General features: G+C 73.5%; 11 protein-coding genes. 1 reads left to right on the forward strand and 10 read right to left on the reverse strand.

Annotated elements, in window-relative coordinates; all coding sequences use genetic code 11:
* Positions 1-3 precede the first annotated feature (3 nt).
* The 4 genes from ACZ6JY_RS15940 to ACZ6JY_RS15955 all read right to left on the reverse strand — a co-directional run bounded on the left by ACZ6JY_RS15940 (position 4) and on the right by ACZ6JY_RS15955 (position 4,547).
* Positions 4-1,323: an amidohydrolase family protein gene (locus ACZ6JY_RS15940; protein ID WP_469196948.1), complete on the reverse strand. Its 1,320-nt coding sequence runs from the start codon at positions 1,321-1,323 to the stop codon at positions 4-6.
* 524 nt (positions 1,324-1,847) lie between these two features.
* A complete protein-coding gene (locus tag ACZ6JY_RS15945; protein WP_469196351.1) occupies positions 1,848-2,861 on the reverse strand; it encodes an NAD(P)/FAD-dependent oxidoreductase in 1,014 nt (337 codons plus the stop codon).
* Positions 2,858-3,397 (reverse strand): isoprenylcysteine carboxyl methyltransferase family protein, encoded by a 540-nt coding sequence (locus ACZ6JY_RS15950; RefSeq protein ID WP_469196352.1) that lies wholly within the window; start codon positions 3,395-3,397, stop codon positions 2,858-2,860. The genes ACZ6JY_RS15945 and ACZ6JY_RS15950 overlap by 4 nt, the downstream gene beginning before the upstream one ends.
* Before the next feature lie 91 nt (positions 3,398-3,488).
* Complete coding sequence (locus ACZ6JY_RS15955; protein WP_469196354.1) at positions 3,489-4,547, reverse strand: type III polyketide synthase; 1,059 nt, start codon at positions 4,545-4,547, stop codon at positions 3,489-3,491.
* A 136-nt stretch (positions 4,548-4,683) separates the two neighbouring features.
* Here ACZ6JY_RS15955 and ACZ6JY_RS15960 point away from each other — a divergent pair, with 136 nt between their 5' ends.
* On the forward strand, positions 4,684-5,553 hold the full coding sequence (locus tag ACZ6JY_RS15960; protein ID WP_469196357.1) for a UbiA family prenyltransferase: 870 nt from the start codon (positions 4,684-4,686) through the stop codon (positions 5,551-5,553).
* A 74-nt stretch (positions 5,554-5,627) separates the two neighbouring features.
* On the opposite strand, the gene xdhC is transcribed toward ACZ6JY_RS15960, so the two are convergent.
* The 6 genes from xdhC to ACZ6JY_RS15990 all read right to left on the reverse strand — a co-directional run bounded on the left by xdhC (position 5,628) and on the right by ACZ6JY_RS15990 (position 22,526).
* Positions 5,628-6,437 (reverse strand): xanthine dehydrogenase accessory protein XdhC, encoded by an 810-nt coding sequence (xdhC, locus tag ACZ6JY_RS15965; RefSeq protein WP_469196359.1) that lies wholly within the window; start codon positions 6,435-6,437, stop codon positions 5,628-5,630.
* Between the two features lies 1 nt (position 6,438).
* Entirely contained in the window at positions 6,439-8,865 is a 2,427-nt protein-coding gene (gene xdhB, locus ACZ6JY_RS15970) for a xanthine dehydrogenase molybdopterin binding subunit (protein WP_469196361.1), read from the reverse strand.
* Complete coding sequence (locus ACZ6JY_RS15975) at positions 8,862-10,343, reverse strand: xanthine dehydrogenase small subunit (RefSeq protein ID WP_469196363.1); 1,482 nt, start codon at positions 10,341-10,343, stop codon at positions 8,862-8,864. Before ACZ6JY_RS15975 ends, xdhB begins: the two co-directional genes overlap by 4 nt.
* Before the next feature lie 408 nt (positions 10,344-10,751).
* Positions 10,752-11,087: an NIPSNAP family protein gene (locus tag ACZ6JY_RS15980; RefSeq protein WP_469196365.1), complete on the reverse strand. Its 336-nt coding sequence runs from the start codon at positions 11,085-11,087 to the stop codon at positions 10,752-10,754.
* A 7-nt stretch (positions 11,088-11,094) separates the two neighbouring features.
* Positions 11,095-12,519, reverse strand: a complete 1,425-nt coding sequence (locus ACZ6JY_RS15985; RefSeq protein ID WP_469196367.1) for an MDR family MFS transporter — start codon at positions 12,517-12,519, stop codon at positions 11,095-11,097.
* The gene (locus tag ACZ6JY_RS15990; protein ID WP_469196369.1) at positions 12,516-22,526 is read right to left on the reverse strand and encodes an amino acid adenylation domain-containing protein; all 10,011 of its coding nucleotides are present in this window, start codon (positions 22,524-22,526) and stop codon (positions 12,516-12,518) included. The genes ACZ6JY_RS15985 and ACZ6JY_RS15990 overlap by 4 nt, the downstream gene beginning before the upstream one ends.
* Between the last annotated feature and the right edge of the window lies 1 nt (position 22,527).

Below are 22,527 nucleotides of genomic sequence, written 5' to 3' on the forward strand. Positions count from 1 at the left end.
CGACTACCGCGGCTCCACGCGCTCCAGCTTCGCTCGGCGCACCACCTCGGGGCCCATCTTCGCCGCCCGTGCCACCAGCGCGCGGCCGTCCCAGTCCGGCGGCCAGCCCTCCCACAGCCGCAGCTTGCCGTCGACCACGACGGCGGTGATCTGGTCGCGGTTGGCCAGGCGGACGAGTTCCCACTCCAGGTCATACGAAGGAGTGAGCTCGGGGACATTGAGATCCACGACGAGGAAGTCGGCGGCCTTTCCCTCCGCGATCTCCCCGGTCACCTTGCCGAGACCGAGCGCGTCGGCGCTGAGCGTTGTCGCATGCTCCAGCCACATGCGCCCCGCGCCGCACGAGGAATCCCCCGACGCCATGCCGTACGCCAGCCGCTGCGCCGTCTCCGCGGCGTCGACGAGGCGGAATCCGTCGCCGCGCGTCCCGTCCGTGCCTGTACCGAAGCGCACCCCCATCGCGGCCAGCATGGTGGCGTGCGCCACGGCGTTGCCCTTCCAGGCGCTGGCCACGGGGTTGTAGCTGATGGCGGCGCCGGAGTCGGCGAGCATCCGCATCTCGCCGGGCGTGAGCAGAGTGGCATGCGAACCCAGTGTCCGCGGGCCCAGCGCGCCGAGATGCCGCAGGTACTCGACCGGGCGCCGGCCCACGCTCTTCAACGACCTCTCCACGGAGGCCAGATGTTCATTGACGTGGACCTGGAAGACCGCGTCGGCCTCGCGGCACAGGTCCGCCGTCCGCTTGAGGACTTTCGCGGACGCGTCCTCGGGTACGGGGATGGCCAGCGAGGGATGGATCAGTGGGTGCGCGTCCCACCGGCCCAGGTGTTCCGGTCCGCCCTTCCCGTCGGAAACGACTTTGGACAGTACGCATCGGATACCGGCTTCCTCTGTCGCCTTCGCCACGACGGCCACGTCGACCGGCGCCCGAGTCCCGGCATCGGCGACCGTCGTGAAGCCGCCACGCAGCGCCTCAAGGGCGGCCAGCTTCGCCGACACGTAGGCGCTCTCCTTGTCGAGCGCGTGTTCCAGCGGTTCCCATATCGTCTTGAAGATCTCCGAGGGCTGCCCGAACGACTGGGCCTTGCCGAAGCTCTGGGTCAGGTGGTGATGCGCGTCGACGAAGCCCGGCATGATCAGGTGCCCGTCCAGGCGGACCGGCCGCAGGCCGGGGTGGGCCGCCATGAGCTTGCGCGCCGGGCCGACCGCCCGGAACTTCCTGCCGTCGACGAGTACCGCCTGCCCCCGCTTCGGGCCGCCCGGCAGCATCAACAGCTCCGGTACGAGCAGCTTCTTGGCCCCCTTGAACTGCTCCGCCCGCAACGCGCCGGGTGAGTCGGCCCCGGCGGCCGGAGCGCCGATGAGCCCGGCCGCACCCGCCAGCCCCGTCCCGACCAGGAACCTGCGTCTGCCGGGCCGCTCCCCCAGACCCGCCCGCGCCGGTTCTTGCCCCTCGCTCCGGCCTTGCTCCGCCGACCGCTCGTTCCGTTGCTCGCTCGCCAACTCACTCGCCCGCTTCCGTACTCCGCATGCCTGCGCCGTTGCCACTCCGCGCACGCCGTGCCCCGCGTGCGGGTGACAAGGGTGTGCCGTGCGTACGGCGAAGCCCGGAGTCAGCCGTACGCCAGGTCGGTCGTGCGGGGTGGCCCGACCCTAGGACTACCGCCGGTCGTGGAACAAGACTTCCGGCATGCGGCATTCACAGGGTGAGAGGGCGGGTGGCGCAACTGCCGCCCGCCCGCGTCAAACCCCTGGTCAAGCGGCACTTCCGGCCTGCCCGAAGTGGCGTAACCTCACCGAAACATGGCGGCCCTGCCGCGCCCCCTCCGTCCCTCGCCCCCGCTCCGCTACTGCAAGGCGCGCACGGTGGCCGCGAACGCCGAGGGCAGCCGGGCGGCCGTGGGGACGATGAGGCGGGCGGTCCCCGGGCGGCGCCCCGCGGCGAGCAGAGCCCCCGTCAGCAGCCGGTGGCGCCGGGTCAGCAGGGTCCAGGCGCGCTCGTACTCCTCCGGTCGTCCGGTGGCCAGGGCGTGGACGGCGGCCCCGGCCGTCGCAAGGCCGAGGGCGATGCCTTCACCGGTGAGGGCGTCCAGGTACCCCGCGGCGTCGCCGACGAGCAGGACACGGCCGGCGACCCGGGACCGTACGCGCTGTCGCAGCGGTCCGGCTCCGCGCACGTCGGTCGCGGCCGGGCCGCGCAGCGACGCCGCGAGGGCCGGGAAGTCGGCCAGGTGCTCGTCGAATCCGCGCCGGACGCGGCTGAGGACGGCGACGCCCACCAGGTGGTCACCGACCGGCGTCACGTAGGCCTCGCCGTGCCGGGACCAGTGGACCTCGACGAAGTCCGTCCACGGCTCGACGCGGTAGTGCCGGCGCAGTCCGTAACGGCCGTGGGGGCGCCCCGGCAGGTCAAGACCCAGGCCCCTGCGGACCGGGGAGTGCAGGCCGTCGGCGGCGATCAGCCAGCGGGCCGTGATCCCGGCGGCGGTGACCGTGTCCGCGTTCTGGAGCACCTCGCCGACCTTGCCCCGCACCATCCGCACCCCGAGGCCGAGAGCGCGCCGGTGCAGAGCGGAGTGCAGCGTCGTACGGCGGATTCCCCGTCCGCCGTGTCCCCGGAAGGGCGCTTCGGCACGGGTGGTGCCGTCCACGTAGCGGATGCCCCGCAGTTCGCGGCCGGTGACCTCGACGCCCAGTGTCCTCAGGGCGGCGACACCGCCGGGCATGACTCCTTCGCCGCAGGCCTTGTCCACCGGTCCGTTCCGGGGCTCGACGACCACGGTTTCGAGGCCGGCCCGCGCGGCGTGGATGGCGGCGGCGAGGCCGGCCGGTCCGCCGCCTGCCACCAGGACGTCGATCATGCCGGAACGGAGGTGGCCGGGGTGGACTCGGCGGCCAGCGCCCGGTTCTCGCAGCGGACGCGCACGGTGAGCAGGGCGGCGTTGAGGACCGTGAACGCGGCGGCGGTGATCCACGCGGTGTGCACCAGGGGCAGGGCCACGCCCTCGGCGACGACGGCCACGTAGTTGGGATGCCGCAGCCACCGCCACCGGTAGGGGCCGCCCGTCACCAACGGCAGCCCGGGGACCACGATCACCCGGGTGTTCCAACGGGGCCCTAGAGTGTGGACGCACCACCACCGCAGCGCCTGGGATGCCGCCAGTACGGTCAGCATCGGCCAGGCCAGGGCGGGCAGCACGGGCCGGTCGGCCAGCCACGCCTCGGCGGGGCAGGCGAGCAGCAGGCCGGTGTGGAGGGCGACCATCGCCGGGTAGTGGCCCTGGCCGGACACGGTCGCGCCGCGGAGGGTGCTCCAGCGCTCGTTGCGGCGGGCGACGACGAGTTCGCAGACGCGCTCGGCGGCGACGGCGGCCACCAGCAGCCCGTACCAGATCATGTGCTCCACAGCCTCCGACCACACCCCTCGTCCATCTCCCCCGACCACGCCTCTCGCCCATGTCCCTCCGCCATGCCCGTCGGCCGCCGAACTACCAGCGCAGCAGGACCAGTTCGCAGGCGAAGCCCGGCCCCATCGCCAGGAGCACCCCCGGCGTGCCCGGCGGCGGGCGGCGTTCGGCGAGGGTGTCGCGCAGTACGTGGAGCACCGACGACGAGGACAGGTTGCCCACGTCGGCCAGGTGGCGCCAGGTCACGTCGAGAGCCTCCTCTGGCAGGTCGAGGGCCTCGGTGACGGCGTGCAGGACCTTGGGGCCGCCGGGGTGGCAGACCCAGGCGGTCACGTCCTTCGGCTTCAGGCCGTGGTCGCCGAGGAACCCCTCGACGTCGTCGGCGAGGTGCTCGCGCACCACGTCGGGGACCCTCGGGTCGAGGACGACGCGGAAGCCGGAGTCCTTGACGTCCCAGCCCATGACGCGCCCGGTGTCCGGGTACAGGTGGCTGCGCGTGTCCACGACCGTAGGGCCCGCGATCCCGTGCGGGCGGTCGGCGCCGCACGCGACGACCGCGGCCGCGCCGTCGCCGAACAGCCCGGTGGCGACGAGGTTGGCCATGGAGGCGTCGTCGCGCTGGAAGGTGAGCGAGCACAGTTCGACCGACAGCAGGACCGCCACGTCGTCGGGCCTGCCCAGCAGGTAGTCGTGCATCCGGGCCAGGCCGGCGGCGCCCGCGGCACAGCCCAGGCCGAACAGGGGCAGTCGCCTGACGTCCGGCCGCAGCCCGAGGCGGCCGACCAGCCGGGCGTCGATCGAGGGGGTGGCGACACCGGTCACGGAGGTGAAGATCAGCAGGTCCACGTCGGCCGGGGCCAGACCGGCCGCCCGCAGCGCGTCCCGGACGGCTGTGGCGCCCAGGGCGGGAGCGGCCTCGATGAAGGCGTCGTTGGCGGTCCCGAAACCGTCGAGCTCCGCGTACCGTTCGAGCGGCAGTGTCATGTGCCGCCGACGGACCTTCGCGCCGCGGTGCAGCCGGTCGAGGACCCGGCGGTCGGCGCCCTGCGGCAGACAGGTGCGGGCCACCATGTCGGTGATCTCGGACTGGGTGTGACGGTGCGCTGCGAGGGCACCGCGAACGGCGGCGATCCGCGTCATATGTTTCCCGCCCGGTGTACCGACTGGAGTGAGTTGCCTGCATCTGTTCCCCGGTCCGGTGGTTCCGCACCAGGGATCGCCCGTCCGGCCGCGTGGGTCGGCGGGTGCGGGGCCGGCCCCGCCTACGATCGGCCGGGTGGGCACTCCCGAGCAGTCGACGGCCGGCGGCGCGGTCATGCGTCGGTCCTGCCGGGTCGGCGGCTTGGCCGGCTCGTGTCACCCGGGTCCTGTCGTGGCGGTCACCGCTCTGACGGCGGCGCTGGCCGTGACCGCGGGACAGGGCGTGGCGCGTGCTTTCCTGACCACTGCCGCCGTGCTGGCCGGGCAGTTGTCCATCGGCTGGTGCAACGACGCGTTCGACGCGCGCCGGGACATCGCCGCGGGCCGCCGCGGCAAACCGGTCGCCGACGGTGCGGTCGGCGTGCGGCAGGTGTGGGTGGCCGCGTACGCCTCGCTGGCTCTGTGTGTGCCGCTCTCGTTTGCCTGCGGCCCATGGGCGGGCGTCGTTCACCTGGCCGGGGTGGCGGCGGCGTGGGCGTACGACCTGCGCCTGAAGGCGACGGTCTGGTCGTGGGTGCCGTACGCGCTGGGCTTCGCCGCGCTCCCGGCGTTCGTGGCGCTCGGTCTGCCGGGACAGCCTTGGCCGGCCTGGTGGGTCGTGGCGGCCGGGGCGCTGCTCGGGGTCGGCGCCCACCTGGGGGACGTACTGCCGGACATTCGCGCGGACCTGGCGACGGGCGTACGGGGATGGCCGCACCGGCTGGGCGCGGAACGCGCACGGCTGCTGCTGCCCGTGCCCCTGGTGACCGCGTCCGCCGTCCTCACCCTGGGCCCGGCCGGAGCGCCCGGCGGGTGGGGGGTGACGGCGCTCGCGGCGGCCGGGCTGATCGCGGTGGCGGGGGCGGTGCTGGGACGCCGCAGGGAGCGGGCGACGTTCGCGGCGGCCGTGGCCGTGGCGACGGTGGACGTGGCGTTGCTGCTGCTGCGCGGCACCGGGATCGCCTGACCGCGCGCAGCAGGCCCGTCACGTCGGCCGGGCGCCCCGGAGGGAGAGTCAGTTCCCCTGGTCAGTACTCCTGGTCAGTTCCCCTCCGTCTCGAAAGTGCGCAGCAGATCGGCGGCGACGCTCACGGCGATCGTCGCGGGATCCTTGCCGTTGACGTCCGCGAGCCCGATCGGGGTCTTGATCCGGTCGATGGTGGCCTTGTCGTGACCGCCCTCGGTGGCGAGGCGCTTGCGGAACCGCACCCACTTGGCCGCCGACCCGATGAGACCGATGGAGCCGAGGTGGGTCGTGCGCAGGGCGGCGTCGCACAGAGCGGCGTCCTCGGCGTGGTCATGGGTCATGATCAGGACGTGGGTGCCGTGCGGCAGCTCCGCGAGCACCTCCTCGGGCAGCAGCGGCGTGTGATGCACGTGCACCTGCCCCACCGCGTCCGCGAGGACGCCGAGCCGCTCCTCGGTGAGGATGTCGGAGCGGGTGTCGACCAGATGGAGGTCGAGGTCCTGACGTGCCAGGACGCGCGCCAGTTCCAGGCCGACGTGTCCGACGCCGAAGATCGCCACCGCCCGTACCACCGCCAGCGGTTCGAGCAGCACGGTGACCGTGCCGCCGCAGCACTGCACACCGTGCCGGTTGGCCACCTTGTCGTTCAGGGCGAAATCCATCAGCTCCGGCTCCCGCGTCGACGCGGCGATCATCTCCCGGGCCCGGTCGATCGCGACGGCCTCGACGTTGCCACCGCCGATCGAGCCCCACGCCTGCGTCTGCCCCACGACGAGTTTCGCGCCGGCGTCGCGCGGGGCGTGGCCGCGCACGGCCGCGACGGTCACGAGCACGCCGGGCTCCCTGCGCGCTCGCAGCCGTGCGACCGCGGCGACCCATGTCATGTCAGGCACCACTCAGCGTCTTCACGTCGCTTCGGGCCCCGGCGTCGACGGCATGGCCGTTGGCGGCTGAGCCGTCGTGGACCAATCCACCGCCGGAGACACCGCCTTGGCGGGCCGCCCGGATCGCCCAGTACACCGCTTCCGGTGTCGCGGGCGAGGCCAGCTCGACGCTCGCCCCGCTCGGTCCGAACGCGGCGGCGGCCTGCCGCAGGGCCTCACGGACCGAGAACGCCAGCATCAGCGGCGGCTCACCCACCGCCTTGGAGCCGTACACCGCGCCGTCTTCGGTGGCGTTCTCCAGCAGCGTGACGTTGAGCTCCTCGGGCATCTCCGAGAAGCTGGGCAGCTTGTAGGTGCTCGCGGCCTGGGTGAGCAGACGCCCGCGGTTCGGCCCGTCACCGGTGTCCCAGCGCAGGTCTTCCAGTGTCAGCCAGCCCGCGCCCTGCACGAAGCCGCCCTCGACCTGACCGATGTCGATCATCGGGGACAGGCTGTCGCCGACGTCCTGCACGATGTCCACCCGCCGGATGCGGTACGCGCCGGTGAACCCGTCGACCTCCACCTCGGCCGCGGCGGCGCCGTGGGAGAAGTACTTGAACGGTGAGCCCCTGAACGCCTTCGCGTCCCAGTGCAGCCCCTCGGTCCGGTAGTAACCGGCCGCCGACAGCTGCACCCGCTGGAAGTACGCCGTGCGCACCAGGTCGTCCCAGGCCAGTTCCTTGTCGCCGCCCAGGGAGCGTGCGACGCCCTCGACGATGCGTACGTCCGAGGCGTTCGCGCCGAGCTGGGTCGCGGCCACCTGGAGCAGCCGTTCGCGCAACTGCTCGCAGGCGTTCTTCACCGCCCCGCCGTTGAGGTCCGCCCCCGAACTCGCGGCGGTGGCCGAGGTGTTGGGCACCTTGTCGGTCCGCGTCGGGGCGAGGCGCACCTTGTGCGGCGGGATGCCCAGCGTGGTCGCGGCCACCTGGATCATCTTGGTGTGCAGGCCCTGGCCCATCTCGGTGCCGCCGTGGTTGATCAGGACCGAGCCGTCCTTGTAGATGAGGACCAGCGCGCCGCCCTGGTTGAAGGCAGTGAGGTTGAACGAGATGCCGAACTTGACGCCGGTGACCGCGAGGGCCCGCTTGGTGTGCGGGTGCGCGGCGTTGAAGGCGGCGATCTCGCGCCGACGGGCGGCGATGGAGCCGTTCTCCTGGACCTTGTGCCAGACGGCGGAGATCCGTTCGTGCTGGGTGACCGGCTGGCCGTACGGCGTCGTCTGGCCCCGCTGGTAGAAGTTGCGCTCGCGCAACTCCATCGGGTCCAGGCCGAGCAGTGGCGCGCACCGGCCGATGATGTCCTCGATGACCAGCATGCCCTGCGGTCCGCCGAAGCCGCGGAACGCGGTGTTGGAGACCTTGTTGGTCCTGGCGATGCGCCCGGCGATGCGCGCGTTGGGAATCCAGTACGTGTTGTCGATGTGGCACAGCGCACGGGCGAGGACGGGCTCGGAGAGGTCCAGGCTCCAGCCGCCGTCGGCGGTCAGGGTGGCGTCCAGGGCGCGGATGCGTCCGTCGTCGTCGAAGCCGATCTTCCAGGTGGCGTTGAACCCGTGCCGCTTGCCGGACATGGTCAGGTCCTGGGTCCGGTTGAGCCGCAGCCGGACGGGCCGGCCGGTCAGCCTTGCGCCGAGCGCGGCGATGGCCGCGAACCCGTGCGGCTGCATCTCCTTGCCGCCGAAGCCGCCGCCCATCCGCAGACACTGCACGGTCACCTCGTGGCTGTGCAGGCCGAGGACGTGCGCGACGATCTCCTGGGTCTCCGAAGGGTGCTGGGTGCTGCTCTGGATGAACACCTGCTCGTTCTCGTCGATGAGAGCGAGCGCGGCGTGCGTCTCCAGGTAGAAGTGCTCCTGATCGGAGAACTGGAACTCGCCGGTGAACACGTGCGCGGAGTCGGCGAAGCCGGAGTCGACGTCGCCGGTCAGCATGACGGGCCGGGCCCCGTGGAAGCTCCCGCCCGCGATCGCTTCCTGGAGCGTGATCACGGAGGGCAGTTCGTCGAGGTCCACCTCGACGGCCGCCGCGCCGAGCCTGGCCGCTTCCAGGGTCTCGCCGAGCACCCAGGCGACCGCGTGGCCGTAGTACATGACCTCGTCGGGGAAGAGCGGCTCGTCGTGCTTCATGCCTGCGTCGTTGACGCCGGGCACGTCGGCGCCGGTCAGTACGCGGACCACGCCGGGCACGGCGAGCGCGGGCTCGGTGCGCAGCGCGGTGATCCTGCCGTGGGCCTTCATGACCTGGACGGGGTGGGCGTGCAGGACGTCCTTGGTGCGCTGGACCAGGTCGTCGGTGTAGAGCGCGGTGCCGGTGACGTGCTGGGTGGCGCTCTCGTGCGGCATGGAGACGCCGACGACGGGCTTCTCGGGGCGCTCGGACAGTTGGCTCATGACGACACACCCTCGGTGGTTTGTGCGTACAGCTTCAGCAGGCTCTGGCCGAGCATCGCGGAGCGGTAACCGGCGCTGGCGCGGTGGTCGTCCATCGGCGTGCCCTCCCTCTCAAGCACCCGGGCCGCGGCCTCGACGGTCCGCGCCTCCCAGGGCTCACCCTCCAGGGCCGCCTCCACGGCGAGGGCACGGACGGGGGTGGCGGCCACGCCGCCCAGGCCGATGCGGGCCTTGCGGACGATGCCGTCCTCGATGTCGAGCGCGAAGGCGACGGCGACGCTGGAGATGTCGTCGAAGCGCCGCTTGGCGATCTTGTGGAAGGCCGCGACCGGCGACAGCGGCAGCGGGACACGCACCGCGCGGATCAGTTCGCCGGGACGGCGCACGCTCTGCCGGTAACCGGTGAAGTAGTCGGACAGGGGGACCTCGCGCTCGCCGTCGGCGTCGGCGAGCACCACCGACGCGTCGAGGGCGAGCAGCACCGGCGGGCTGTCACCGATGGGAGAGCCGGTCCCCAGGTTGCCGCCGAGGGTCGCGCTGTTGCGGATGAGCCGGGACGCGAACTGCGGGAACAGCTCCGCAAGCAGCGGGACGCGGCCGTCGAGGCGGCGTTCGGTCTCGGTGAGCGTCAGCGCCGCCCCGATCTCGACGCAGTCGGATTCGACGCGCAGCTCCCGCAGTTCGGGCAGCCGGTCGACGGCGACCACGCAGTCCGCGCGGCGGGAGCGGATGTTCACCTCGACGCCCCAGTCGGTGGACCCGGCGACCACCACCGCGTCGGGCCGCTCGCGCAGCAGCCGCAGCACCTCGGCCAGGGTGCTCGGACGGAGGAACTCCCTGCCGTCCTGGGTGTATTGGGTCGCGACGGGCGCGGGCGGGGACTGCTCGCGGCGCTGGGCCAGGGGGTCGTCGTCGGTGGGCGTACCTACGGCGAACGCGGCGTCGCGAATCGGGCGGTAGCCGGTGCAGCGGCACAGGTTTCCGCTCAGCGCGTGCAGATCGAAACCGTTCGGACCGTGCTCGGCGTCAGCGCTTTCGGCCGGGTCGGTGCTGTCCGACGAATCCGCGTGGGCGCAGCGGTTGGGCCGGTAGTACTCGGACGCCATGCTGCAGATGAACCCCGGCGTGCAGTAACCGCACTGGGAACCGCCGCGAGCCGCCATCTCCTCCTGCACCGGGTGCAGGGTGGCCGGTGTGCCGGGTTCGCCCGCGGTGGCGAGGCCTTCGGAGGTGATGATCTCCTGGCCGTCGAGAGCCGCGGCCGGGACCAGGCAGGCGTTGACCGCCACCCAGTCGGTGGGCTTGTTCACCCCGGGGCGGGCCACCAGGACCGAACAGGCGCCGCACTCACCCTCGGCGCAGCCCTCCTTGGTACCGGTGAGGCCCCGCTCGCGCAGGAAATCCAGCGCCGTGGTGTGGGGTGCGGCCGGTGCGATCGGTGTTTCTTTCCCGTTGACCGTGATCCGCGCCTCTGTCATGACAGGCCTTCGTTTCGGTGCACGGTCGGTCGATTCAGTCATGTTCGCCAATTTCAGGCAGCTTTCTGTGTTCAGGCACGCCGCCGCGTGAAGAGGAGCAGCGCAAGACAGCACGCGGCAGTGGCGTGCCGGAAGAGAGCGAAGGAAGGGGGATGCGGAACCCTGGATGTGCCACCGGCGACGGGGGCATCAGCGTGCCGCGGACGGGCACATCAGGGCGGCGGACTCAGGCGCCGTGCGCGATCCGCCCCGGAATCCAGACCGTGCGCTGGGCGAGGCGACCGAGGTCGGAGTTGGTGTTCATCCGCTGGTCGCCCCTTTCACTGGTCGCAGGTCGATGGCCACCGCAAACTATTGGCTGTGGCCACCGACGTCAAGGGGCGGACCTGCCGCCCTGCGTGGGAACGGTCAGGCCTCGCGGCTCGCGGCGGCCTGGGACACGCCGTCGAGCGGCCGCAGGAAGCGGCGTTCGTACCGCTTGATGCACCGCGTGCGGCGGGCCAGTTCGAAGGCGTCCTGGCACTCCGGGTCGGACACGCTGTCCGTGCGGTACCGCTCGTACGCGGCGAGGCTGGGGAACGAGAAGAGGGCGTAGGCGATGTCGCTGTCGCCCTCACTCGGCAGGAAGTAGCCGTGGTGGGTCCCGCCGAAGCGGTTGACGAGACCGACCCAGCGGCGGCCGTACTCCTCGAAGTCCTCGATCCTGTCGGCGTCGATCTCATACGTCAGGTGAACGGTGATCATGCCTACATCATGCAGCGGGACGCTTCTGGTTCGACGTCCTCGGCAGCCTCGTCGCGCCCGCCGCCGCGAGCAGGCAGAAGCCGAGCACCCACCAGAAGGTGTCGGCGAACGCCTGGGGAACGTCCTGGCCACGGGTGGTGAGGCGGCTCTGTAGGACCACGGCGAGCACCGCCGTGCCGAGCGAACCGCCCACCGTGTTGAGGAGGTTGAGCGCTCCCGAGGCGCGAGGGAGCTGGGCGGGCTCGATGCGGCTGTAGACGATGTTCATCACCGGCGCGCCGATCATGGCCATGCCGACGCCCCGTACCGCGAGCGCCACGGCGATCAACGCGTCCGGGGGCGCGTGGCCGAGCTGGGTGAACGGGATCGTGCCCAGGAGGATCAGACCGATGCCGGTGACCACCAGGGTGCGCGGGGCGACCTTGTCGATCGTACGGTTGACCAGGACCGACCCGGCCGCCGCGCCCACCCCCTGCGGGGCCAGGAGCAGCCCGGCCTCGAACGCGGACAGGCCGCGGCCCGTCTGGAAGTACAGCGGCAGCAGGAACATCGTGCCGAACACCGACGCGCCCAGTACGAGCAGCGCGAGCGCGGCGGCGCCGAACGGCGGCCGGGTGAAGAGGCGGGGGTCGACCAGCGGTGTGCCGCGCGTACGCAGGCCGTGGACGGTGAACCCGGCCAGCATCGCCACACCCGCGACGATGCCGGCCGTGGCCGACAGGGTGCCGCCGTGCGAGACCTCGGTCAGCCCGTAGACCAGTACGGCGAGGCCGGGTGAGAGCAGCGCCGCCCCGCGCAGGTCGAACGCCGTGCGCTCGGCGGAGGGCGGTACGTCCGGCACATGGCGGCGGGCGAGCAGGACCGCGGCCGCGCCGATCGGCAGGTTGACCAGGAACAGCCACGGCCAGGGCGCCACGCCGAGGATGGAGCCGCCGGCCAGCGGGCCGAGGACCGGTGACAAGAGCGGGACGACCGCGACGATGCTGATCACCCGGCCGGTGCGGCCGGGCCCCGCGGCACGGGCGAGCAGCGCCTGCCCTGTCGCGGGGAGCAGCCCGCCGCCGAGGCCCTGGATCACCCGGAACACGATCAGGCTGGGCGCCGACCAGGCAAGGGCGCACAGCACCGAGCCGAGCAGGAACACCCCGATGGCGGCGAGCCAGGTCCGCCGTCCGCCGAACCGCCCGGCGAGCCAGCCGGACGCGGGCACGGCGCCCACGACGGCCAGCAGATAGGCGGTGGACACCCACTGGATCTCGGTGACCGAGGCGTCGAACTCCGCGGCCAGGGTGTCGATGCCGACGCTGACGATCGTGGCGTCGATCGTGGCCATGAAGGTGCCGAGCACCAGGATGAACGCGATCCGCAGCAGCCCGGCGTCGACCCGCGCGGGTGGCGCCTCCACCGTCTCGTTCGCCGCCTTCTCGCTCACGGGCGCTCCAGGAGTGCGGACACGTCGGCGTCCAGGTGGCTGCCCAGCGTACGGAGTACGTCGAGCAGTTCGTCGGCGAGTCCGTCGATGTCCACCCCGGCGCGGTGGCCGAGTACGCCCGTCCAGCCGTCGCCGTCCGGCATGACCGTCAGGGTCACCGGGTGGTGGGTGGACTCGCGGAAGCGGGTCCCGACGACCGTGAGCCCGGGGGCGGGTTCGCGGAGCCGGTCGGGGTCGACCGGGTAGTTCTCGAAGACCACGAGACTGTCGAAGAGCCTGCGGCGGCCGGTCAGCCGTTCCAGGTCGGTCAGGGCGACGTGGTGGTGCTCGACCAACGCCTGCTGCCGGGCCTGGAGATCGGCGAGCGTCTCGGCGAGCGTGCCGCTGAGCCGTGCTCGTACGGGCACGGTGTTGGCCAGCAGGCCGATGATCTCCTCGACGCCCGTCACCTCCGGCGGCCGGCAGGCGACCATGGCGCCGAAGCAGACGTCTTCGCGGCCGGAGCGCCGCGCGAGGAGCAGCGACCAGGCGCCCTGGACCAGCGTGTTCCTGGTCAGGCCGTGGAGGGCTGCGAGGTCGGAGAGACCGTCCACCAGCGCCGCGTCGAACTCGATGAGTGTGGGCTCCTGCCAGGCGGGGCCCACGTCACCGCCGTTCAAGTCACGGGTGAGGTAGTCGCCTTCGGGCAGGCCGTCCAGCTCGGCGGCCCAGGCGTCGAGGTCCGGCTCGTGCTCGGACCGCCGGCGCAGATAGTCGGCGAACGGCACGGGCGCGGGCAGGCGGGGCTCCTCACCCCGGACGCGCGCGGTGTAGAGGGCGAACAGTTCGGTGAGGATACGCGGGGCCGACCAGCCGTCGGACAGTACGTGATGGGTGGTCAGGACCAGGTCGGCCAGGTCCGGTTCGCGCCGGATGACGGTCAGGCGGACGAGCGGTCCCTCGGCGAGGTCGAACGGCTCGGCCAGGTCGGCCGCCAGCACCTCCTCGGGCGGCTCGTCGGACACCCGGCAGTCGGGGCGCGGCGATTCGGGGATCACCGCGAGGTCCGCGGGGAAGACGGCGCCCAGGTTCGGGTGCCGGGCCAGGAGGTCGGCGCCCGCGGCGTGCAGGGCGTCGACGTCGAGGTGTCCCGCGAGGGTGAACGCCGACTGGACGGTGTACGGGTCGGGGCGCTCGGTGCGCGAGTGCCGCAGCATCACCTCCTGGAGCGGGGTGAGCGGCTGGACCTCGGCGACCGGGCGGCCTCCGCCGAGCCCCTTGATCTCCGGTGCGGCGGCGACGCTCCGAGCGGCGATGCGCAGGTGCTCGGCCAGGTCCTCGACCTCCTCGGCGGTGAACAGCGCGGACGGCCAGGTGATCCGGATGCCGAGCGCGTCGTCGCGCACCAGGGCGTTGATCATCAGGGCGTGCGGCAGCGGCAGTCCGTCGGTGCCGCCGGAGCCCAGCGGGTCGGCGTCCGGCGGTGCCTGCCACGCCGTCTCCTTCGCCGGGGCGCCGGGGAACTGCCCGAGGTAGTTCCAGGCGACCTCCGGCCGTACGGGGTCGAGCAGGTGCGCCGAGGTGAGGATGCCGTGGCCGAGGCCGTCGCCCTGGGCCCGCAGCCGCTCCCTGACCGCCTGGATGTCGTCGCCCGCGTCGAGCCGTACGGGGTGGACGGCGGTGAACCAGCCGACCGTCTGGGAGAGGTCGACCTGCGGCGGCCGGCCGTGGCTCTCCAGCGCGACCAGGAGCTCCGGGGTGCCGCGCCAGTCGCGTACCGCCCGGGCGAGGGCCGTGAGCAGTACGGCGTCCGGGGTGGTGCGGTGGGCGGCGGGCAGGGTCGTGATCAGGGCGCGGGTCGCTTCGGCGTCGAGCCAGATCTCGTGGTGCGCGGCGGTGGCCACGGTGTCCCGTGCGGGGTCGAGTGCCTCGGTGAGCGCCGGGGTGGCGGTCATCCGCCGCCAGTGCGGCAGTTCGGCCCGCCGGTCGGCGTCGCGCAGGGAGCGCGCCCAGCCGACGAACGACTGGCCGTGCCGGGTCAGCGTGCCGCCGGAGTGGGCGTGCTCCACGTCGTCGAGCAGTACGCGCCAGGAGACCCCGTCGACCACGAGGTGGTGGGCGATCAGGACGAGCCTGCCCGGACGTTCCGGCCCGGCGTCCACCCACAGGGCGCGCAGCAGCGGACCGGTGCGCGGGTCCATCGACGCGCGGATCTCGGCGATGTGCGACGCGATCTGGGTACGCATGTCGTCCGTGGCCGGTACGCGGGTCAGGACCTCGGCGGCGGTCACGGCGCCGACCGGCGGGACGCGCAGCACGTCGCCGGAGAGGTGGGCGCGCAGCATGTCGTGCCGGGCGAGGACGGCGTCGAGCACGGCCCGCCAGGCCGACTCGTCGCCGCCCGGCGGGACGCAGACCTCCACCCACTGGCAGAAGCCGTCGGCGGCGGTGCCCGCGCGGCGCAGCAGGTCGCGCATGACCGGGGTCAGCGGCGCGTCGCCGGTCGCGGGTGCCGTGCCGCCGTCCAGGGCGCGGGCCCGGGCGGCGATGCCCGCGACCGTCTCCCCCTCGAAGACGTCCCGCGCGGTCAGGCCGAGCCCTTGGCGACGGGCCCGCGAGACCACTTGCAGCGACACGATGCTGTCGCCGCCGATGGTGAAGAACGCGTCGTCGGGGCCGATGTCATCGGTGCCGAGGACGTCACGGAAGACGCCGAGCAGCACGGCCTCGGCCTCGGTGGCCGGTTCGCGCCGGGCGGCGGAGGCGATCTCAGGGGCGGGCAGAGCGCTCTGGTCGAGCTTGCCGCCCGGGGTGAGCGGCAGCCGGTCGATGGGCACGAGCACGGTCGGCACCATGTGGTCCGGCAGCTCCTCCGCCAGGTACGCGCGCACCTTGGCGGTGTCCAGGTCGGCGCCGTCGGTCGGGATGACGTAGCCGACGAGCCGGTCGTCCCGGATGATCACCGCGCCGGCGCGGACGTCGGGGTGGCGGGTCAGTGTGGACTCGATCTCGCCCAGCTCGACGCGGAAGCCGCGGATCTTGACCTGGTGGTCCACGCGGCCGAGGAAGACGAGCTGTCCGTCGGGCCGCCGGCGCACGAGGTCGCCGGTGCGGTACATCCGCTCCCCCGGCGTGCCGAAGGGGTCGGCGACGAACGCCGATGCGGTCAGTCCCGGGCGGCCCAGGTAGCCGCGGGCCACGCTGGGTCCGCCGAGGTACAACTCGCCCGTGACGCCGGTGCCGACGGGCTGGAGTCCGCCGTCGAGCACGTAGGCGCGGACGTTGGGGTCGGGGCGGCCGATCGGCAGTGGCCCGGGGTCCGCCGGGTCGTAGTGCCAGGTCACGGCGTTGATGGTGACTTCGGTGGGGCCGTAGGCGTTGAAGAGCGCCTTGCGGCCCGTTCCCCAGCGGCGCGCCAGCTCAGGGTCGAGCCGCTCGGCGCCGACGACGAAGAACACGTCAGGGTCGACGGTGCGGTCGTCGGGCATGGCGGCCAGGAACGACGGCAGCAGGTTCACGCCGGTCACCCGGTGCTCGACGATGTAGTCGAGCAACTCGTCGCCGGGTACCCGCACTTCCTCCGGGGCGATCACGGACGTGCCGCCGGAGAGCAGCGGCACCATGGTCTGCCAGAACGCCACGTCGAAGCTGGTGGAGGCGAAGTGCAGGTACCGGTCGTGCTCGGTGACCCCGACGACCTCCTCCTGGAGCGCGATCAGGTCGGGCACGCCGCGGTGGGTCACGCCGACGCCCTTGGGGCGCCCGGTGGTGCCGGAGGTGTAGATGACGTAGGCGAGCGCGTCGTCGGTGAGCCTGGCGCGTGCCTCTGCCGGGTCGGTGTCGGGCATCGACGCCAGCGTGGCGGGGTCGTCGAGCCGCAGTACGGGGATGTCGCGGGCGGAGGGGACGTCGGCGCCGGTCGTCACGGCGGCCGCAGGGACGATGTCGTCGAGCATGTACGCGAGGCGTTCGCGTGGGTAGCTCGCGTCCATCGGCACGTACACCGCGCCCGCCTTGGCCACGGCGAACAGGGCCACGGTCATCTCGATGTCACGCCCCAGCAGGACCGCCACCGGGTCCTGCGGCCGTACCCCGCGCCGGATCAGCGCGTGGGCGAGCCGGTTGGCCTGCCGGTCCAGCTCCTCGTAGGTGAGGCTGCGGTCGCGGCAGACCAGGGCTTCGGCGTCGGGCTTGTGGCGGACCCGGGCGGCGAACTCCGCCAGCCAGGGGCCGCGTTCCTTGGCCGCGACGATCTCGGTGCCGGTGCGCAGCACCCGCTCCCGCTCGGCGGGGTCGAGCGCGGGCAGCCGGAGCGCCGGCCGCGCCGGGTCCTCGACGATCTCCCGCAGGAGGTTGACCAGCCAGCGGCCGTAGTCCTCCACGGTCGACTCGGCGAACGCGCGCGGCTGGTAGCCGAGGCCGATGGTGATCTCGTCGTCGGGGATGACGATGACGGTCAGGGCGTAGTGCGTGGCGTCGGTGATGTCCACCCCGGCCAGGTCGAGCCCGGGGGCGAGCGGGGTGCGCTTCCTGCTGGACAGCGGGAAGTTCTCCATCACCAGCATGGTGTCGAAGAGTTCACCGACGCCCATGGCCCGCTGGATCTCGGGCAGGCCGATGTGGTGGTGGTCGGCGAGCGCCACGCTCTCGGCGTGCACGTCCGCGAGCAGGTCACGGGCCGTCCGGTCCGGAGTGTGGCGCACGCGCACCGGGATGGTGGTGCCGAGCTGGCCGATCATCGACTCGACGCCCCCGACCTCGGCGGGCCGCCCGGACACCGGGCAGCCGAACACGACGTCACGGCGCCCCGTGAGCCTGCCGAGCAGCAGGCCCCAGGCCGTCTGGAGCACCGTGGTCAGGGTGACGCCCTGCTCACGGGCGAACGACCGCAGCCGGTCGCTGAACTCCTGCCCGAGCCCGACGCTCACGCGGCCCGGCCGCTCGACGCCGGTCCCGGTGCTGGCGGGCGCGAGGCGCGTCGCCTCGTCGACCCCGGCCAGGGTCTCCCGCCAGGCGTCCAGTGACACCTTGTGGTCCCGGTCCGCGAGCCAGCGGAAGTACTCGGAGAGCGGCGGGGCGGTGGGAGCGGCGGGGCCGCCGCTCAGCTCGGCGTAGATCGCGAGCAGGGTGCGGCCGACCAGCGGCATCGACCAGCCGTCGAGCAGGGCGTGGTGGTTGGTGATGACGAGCTTGTGCTCGGCCGGGCCGACGCGGGAGAGCAGGAAGCGGATCAGCGGGGGCCGTGCCGGGTCGAAGGGGCGCTCCAGCTCGGCGCGGACGGCGTCCTCGAACCGGTCGTCCCGCGTGAAGTCCAGGGCGACGTCGGCGGGGATCACCTGCACCACGTCGTCCCCGGCCGTGGCCAGGTACACGCGCAGGGCGGGGTGGCGGCGCAGCAGTTCACGCGCGGCCTCGGCCATGCGGTCCGGTACCAGCTCGCCGGCCAGGGTCGTCACGGCCTGGACGACGTAGACGTCGGTGTCGAGGTCGTCGCGGACCAGGGTGTGGAAGGAGAGGCCCACCTGGAGCGGCGTGGCGGGCAGGACGTCGGCGATGCGGCCGGCACCTTCGGTGCGTTCGAGTACGTCGATGGCGGCCTGGTCGAGGTCGACGAGCGGCAGGTCCGACGGGGTGAGTCCGCCCGAGGTGTGCAGCGCGTGCTGGGCCAGCGCGTCCAGCGCCCTGGCCCAGGCCGCCTGCAACGCCTCGACGGCCTCGGCGCCGAAGATCTCGGTCGCGGCCGTCCACTCGACGGCGAGCCGGGGAGCGCCCTCCTCGTGGACGAAGCAGTTGAGGGCGAGGACTTGCTCCAGGGCCTTGGCGTCCGGCTCGGTCACCGCGAAGGCGTCCCGCTCCGGCAGGCGCCACCCGGCGGCGGAGAGCGGGGCGAAGCGGCCCAGGTAGTTCAGGAGCACGTCCGGTGCCGGTACGTCCCTGAACTCGTCGTCGACCGCCGGGTCGAGGCAGCGCAGGACGCCGTAGCCGATGCCGCCGTCGGGGACGGCGCGCCTGGCCTCCTTGGCCGCGCGCAGGATGCGGCCGACGTCACCCGCGGCCTCCACGCGCACCGGGTACTCGCTGGTGAACCAGCCGACCGTGCGGGCCAGGTCGAGGTGTTCGCGGCCGTGGCCCTCCATGGTGACGGTCATGGCGTCGCCGTCCACGCCGTGCTCGCGCAGGGCGAGTACGAGTGCGGCGAGGAGCACCTCGTCGACGCCGGCGCGGTAGGCCGCGGGCAGGGTGGTCAGCAGCGCTTCGGTGACCTCGGGCGAGGCGACGGTGACCGAGCGGTGGGCGGTGGCGACCGTGTCCCGCGCCGGGTCGAGGTGCCGGGCGCCGATGCGGGTGGCGGAGGCGAGCGCGGTGCGCCAGTGGCCGAGTTCGGCCTGCCGTGCGCCGGTACGGCCCTGCTCGTCGAGGAGCTTGGCGTGGCGCCGCCAGGAGGCGCCGGCCGGGTCGAGGGTGCCGCCCGTGCAGGCCGTGTGCAGGTCGGGCAGGAGGACGCGCCAGGACACGCCGTCCATGGCGAGGTGGTGCACGACGACGACGAGCCGGTCGGGCTCACCCTCGCCGGTGCGGACCAGCGCCACCCGCAGCAGGTCTCCCGTACGCGGATCGAGCTCCCCGGCGAGACTCCGGGCGAGCGACGCCACGTCTGTTGCGGGGACCTCGCGTACGTTCGCTCGTACGGTCCCGCGAGGCAGTACCTCCAGGCCGTCGGCCACGCGGAGCCGCAGGGCGTCGTGGTGGCCGAGTACGGTCTGTACGCCCGATGTCAGGTCGGCCAGGGGGAGTTCGGTCACGCGCAGGGCGGTCCACTGCGCGTAGTCGGCGACGGTGTCGACGTCCGGGTGCGGGTCGAGGAGGCCGCGCACGATCGGCGGCGCGGGCACGGGCCCGGTGGCGTCGTCCACCTGCCGCGGGGTGTTCTCCACCGGCTTCGCTGCGGCCGCCAGGGCGGCGAAGCTGCGGCGGGCGAGGAGGTCCCGGGGGCGCAGCTCGATGCCCTTGGCGCGCAGGCGGCTGCTGATGGTGATGGCGGTGATGCTGTCGCCGCCCAGGGCGAAGAAGTCGTCGTCCACACCGACCCGGTCGGCCTCGAAGACCTCGGCGAGGACCGCGCAGAGCAGCCGTTCGTTGGCGGTGCTCGGCTCGCGGCCGCCGCCGGCCGAGGCGGGCGCGGGCAGGGCGGCACGGTCGAGCTTGCCGTTGGTCGTGACGGGGAGTTCGTCGAGGACCACCACGGCCGCGGGGACCATGTGGTCCGGCAGCCGCTCGGCGAGCCTTGCGCGCACCGCGTCCGCGGTGACCGAGGCGGAGACGACGTAGCCGACGAGGCGGTTCGCGCGCACGGCCGCCGCCGCGGAGGTGACTCCGGGCACCGCGCCGAGCGCGGCCTCGACCTCGCCGGTCTCCACGCGGTGACCGCGGATCTTGACCTGGCCGTCGCCGCGGCCCAGGTACTCCAGGCCGCGCCCCGGCACCCAGCGGCCGAGGTCGCCGGTGCGGTACATGCGGGCGCCCGGCGCGCCGAACGGGTCGGCGACGAAGCGCTCGGCGCTCGCCCCAGGCCGGCCGAGGTAGCCGCGGGCCAGGTGCGGCCCGGCGAGGTACAGCTCGCCCGCGGTGCCGTGCGGGACCGGCTGGAGGGCGCTGTCCAGGAGGCGGACGCCGGTGCCCGCGAGGGGGCGGCCGATGGTCGGCCCTTCGCCTTCGACGCGTGCGACGGTGCTGGTCACGGTGGCCTCGGTGGGCCCGTACATGTTGCGCGCGTTGAGGCCCGCCCCGGTGATCCGCCGCCAGAGCGCGGGCGGGGTGGCCTCGCCGCCCAGGACGAGGAGCTGGGGCCGCCGGTCGGCGAGGCCGTTGTCGATGAGGGGCGCGGCCATCGACGGCGTGGTGTCGACGACGTCGATGCCGTCGCGGACGTACGCGGCGAGCAGGTCGTCGGCGTCGCGGGTGGTCTCGGCGTCGTACACGTGGAGTTCGTGGCCGCAGAGCAGCCAGATGAGGTGCTCGAAGGCGGAGTCGAAGGCGAAGGAGTAGGTGTGCGAGGCGCGCAGGCGCCGGCCGGCGGTCCGCTCGGCCTCGGCGACGACCGTGGAGCGCTGGTGGTGCAGGAGCGCGGCGAGGCCGCCGACCCGGCCGAGCACGCCCTTGGGGCGCCCGGTCGAACCGGAGGTGTGGATCACGTAGGCGAGGTGTTCGGGGTGCCGGGGCGCGGCGAGTTCGGCGGCTTCGAGGGGCGCCCCGGAGAGCGTGGCGGCCTCGTCGAGCAGGGTGGCCCACGGGAGCCCGTCGACCGTGCCGTCGGTCAGGACAAGCGCGGGGCGGGTGTCGGCGATCAGCTCGCGCAGCCGCTCCCTCGGGTGCGCGGCGTCCAGCGGCAGGAACGCGGCGCCCGCGTCCATCACCGCGAGGAGGGCGACGACGGCGTCGGCCGAGCGGGGCAGCGCGAGGGCCACCACGTCGTCGGGCCCGATCCCGCGGGCCCGCAGCGCACGGGCGAGCCGGTGTACGCGGTCCGCCAGTTCCCCGGCGGTGAGCCGCTCGTCGCCGAAGACCAGGGCGGTGCGCCCGGGTCCCGCGGCGGCCATCGCGTCGAACGCGGTCGGCACGTCGGCCGGGGTGCCCGGCAGGGCGGGCGGCGCCCAGTCGGCGAGGGTGCCTGCCGCGTCCTCGGTCAGGGCGATCCGGCCCACGGGCAGCCCGTCGGTGAGCCCGGTGAGCAGGGCCCGCAGACCGGCCAGCTTGGCGTCGACCGCGGCCTGGTCGCTGGTCCTCGCGTCGACCTCGAAGCCGAACAGGAGGCCGCCGTCGCGGGTGGGCAGGACGCTCAGGCCCATGTCCTCCGGCGGGCCGCCCGCGACGTTGCGCATCACGCCGGTGGCGCCCGCGAAGTCGAGGGTGAGGTCGAACGCCTTGAGGTTGATGCCGCGGCCGTGCAGCAGCGCGCCCGCGCCGGGCACGCCGAGGTCGCGCGGCAGGTCCTCGCCGCGGTAGCGCTGGTGGTCGCGCATCTCGCGCATGGCGTCGGCGACGCGCCTGCTCAGCACCGCGAGGCCGTCCCCGGGGCGCACGGTGACCCGCAGGGGCAGCACGTTGACCGCCATGGCGGGGGTGCGCAGCTCGGTGGAGCCCGTGCGGCACATCAGCGGCAGCGCGAAGACCACGTCGGTGCCGCCGAGCACGCGGTGCAGGAACGCGGCGTATCCGGCGATCAGTGCCTCGCCCCAGGTGACACCCTCGCGGTCGGCGAACTCGCGTAGCCGCGCCATCTCCTCGGGCGGCAGGACGGCGCGGGCGGTCAGGGTGCGGTCGGGCGGGCCCGCGGCCGTGTCGGTGCCGGTGTCGCCGAGTTCGGGGAGCGGGGTGAACCGCTCGACCCAGTAGGCGCGGTCCTCGGCGAAGCGGTCGCTCTCGCGGTACGCCTGGTCCGCGGCGACGAGGGCGGCGAAGCCGCCGAAGGTGGACGGCCGGGGCTCGGTGCCGCGTACGAGGGCCGTGTAGCGGGCGGCGGTGCGGCGGGCGAGCATCGCGGCGGTGTAGCCGTCGAAGACCAGGTGGTGGCCGAGCTGGGTGTACCAGACCTCGCGGTCGGAGAGCTTGATGACGGTACGCGCGTACAGCGGCCGGTCCACCATGTCCCGGCACGCCTCGCCCGCCCGTGCCCGCTCGGCGTCGACGAAGGCGTGGGCCGCGGCGTGTGGGTCGGCCTCGCCGCTGAGGTCGACGACCCGGGGCGGTTCGACCGGCTCGTCGCCGACCCGCTGGCGCGGCCCGTCCGGGGTCTCGTACACCCGCAGGCGCAGGGTCTCGGCCTCCTCGGTGGTGGCCCGTACGGCCTCCACCAGCGCGCCGACGTCGACCGGCACGCCGCCTTCGCCGCTCTCGCCGCCGGATATCTCGATCACGTCGCCGACCACGTAGTACGGCGAGTCCGGTTCGAGGCGTTGGGCGTTCCAGATGCCCTGCTGGGCGCTGGTCAGGGCGAGCAGTCCGTCCGAGGACACGCCTGTGGTGCTCAAG

Source organism: Streptomyces sp. NPDC046335 (assembly GCF_055587985.1).